Source organism: Actinomadura logoneensis (assembly GCF_003428695.1).
In the GTDB taxonomy this organism is placed as follows: Bacteria; Actinomycetota; Actinomycetes; order Streptosporangiales; family Streptosporangiaceae; genus Spirillospora; species Spirillospora logoneensis.
In genome coordinates this window covers 1-1,615 of record NZ_QURH01000548.1, presented here as the reverse complement: position 1 = coordinate 1,615, position 1,615 = coordinate 1, and the positions used below count along the sequence as shown (strand labels likewise).

1 protein-coding gene and 1 pseudogene are annotated in these 1,615 nt (G+C 76.3%); one reads left to right on the top strand and one right to left on the bottom strand.

The window, feature by feature from the left end:
• Positions 1–274, bottom strand: a pseudogene (locus DZF91_RS24015) (hypothetical protein); the annotation flags it as partial.
• A gap of 279 nt (positions 275–553) precedes the next feature.
• Between DZF91_RS24015 and DZF91_RS24010 the strand changes: the two are divergent.
• Positions 554–1,615, top strand: a 1,062-nt coding sequence (locus DZF91_RS24010; protein ID WP_235834512.1) for a glutamate-cysteine ligase family protein, incomplete at its 3' end; no start/stop codon positions are given.

The window sequence follows — 1,615 nt, the reverse complement described above, 5'->3', positions numbered from 1 at the left end:
CGGCGGCGGCGCGCAGCAGCGGGTCGGCCGTGCCGGACGCGCCGGACGCGCCGGACGCGACGTGCCAGGGCCGTTCGAACGCGCCGCGGGACGTCGCCGCGGTGCGCGACAGCCCGTACATCCAGAGCACGACGTCGCCGCGCGGCGGGTGCCGGACCGCGGCCACGAAGGCGTCCCGCACGGCCGCCGCGGCGTCGTCGCCGAGCAGCGACCAGCCGTGCGCGTACAGGCGGGCGGCGTGCGCGTCGTAGAGGGAACCCGGGTCCCCGCGCATGTGACCTCCGTAGTGGGCCGGCTCGGGCGAGCCGTTGGAAGCCGACCGGTGGACCGCCCGGCGGCAGGGGGCAGGGCTCAGGGCGGACCGGTGGGAATCGGGACTCTAGTGCATTCCGGAAATGACTGTGAAGCGGGGTGCCCGGTGTGTCGCCGTTCGGCGCCCGCACGCCCACCGGCTCCGGGTCTCGGGCGTTCCTGCCGGTTTGGCCCCCGTTTGGATTTTGTTACTTGAATCACATGATTCCTGATCCGTTTCAGCAGGGAAGGATTCGAACCTGTGATCGACAATCGCCGCCTGCACCCCGACGACGTCCGCGGACACGCCGTCGGAACGTGCTTCAAGACCGGTCCGCCCGGCGTCGTCGGCGCCGAGACCGAGTGGTTCGTCACCGATCCCGACGCGCCCGGGGCCCCGGTCCCGGCCGCCACCGTCCGCGCCGCCGTCGAGGGGGCCGGGCCGCCGCCCGGCGGCAGCACCGTCACCTACGAGCCCGGGGGCCAGCTGGAGCTCAGCTCCGCCCCCTTCACCGGCCTCGCGCCGCTGCACGCGGCGCTCGCCGCGGACATCGCCCACGTCCGCGACGCCCTGGCCCCCCTCGGGCTGGCCCTCGCCGGGCACGGCGTCGACCCGCACCGCCCGCCCGGCTTCCAGAGCGAGCACCCCCGGTACGCCTGCATGCGCGACTACTACGTCGCGCGCGGCTACCCCGAGGTCGGGCCGCAGATGATGTGCTCCACCGCGTCGGTGCAGGTCAACCTGGACATCGGCGCGGACGAGGCGGACGCGGCCCGCCGCTGGCGGCTCGTCCACGCGCTCGGTCCGGTGCTGGTCGCCGCGTTCGCGAACTCGCCGTGGCGCGCCGGGCGGCGCACCGGCTGGGCGTCCACCCGGCAGGCCATCTGGGCCGAGCTGGACCCCTGCCGCACCGCCGCCGTCCTGCGCGACGCCGCAGAGTCCCCGGCCGACGCCTGGGCCCGGTACGCGCTGGACGCCCGGGTCATGCTCGTCCGCGCGCCGGACGGCCGCTGGATCAGCGACCCCGGCATGACCTTCGCCGAGTGGCTGCGCGGGGGCGGTCCCGGCCTGCGCGAGGACGCTTCCGGCCTGCGCGATGGCGGGCCCACCCTCGCCGACCTGGAGTACCACCTGTCCACGCTGTTCCCGCCGGTGCGCCCGCGCGGCTGGCTGGAGCTGCGGATGATCGACGCGCTGCCCGAGCCGTACTGGGCGGTGCCCGTCGCCGTCGCGACCGCGCTGCTGGACGACCCGCGCGCGTCCGCCGCCGCCGAGGCCGCCACCGCCCGGTTCGCCGGCCGGGACGGCGCGGGCTGGTGGCTG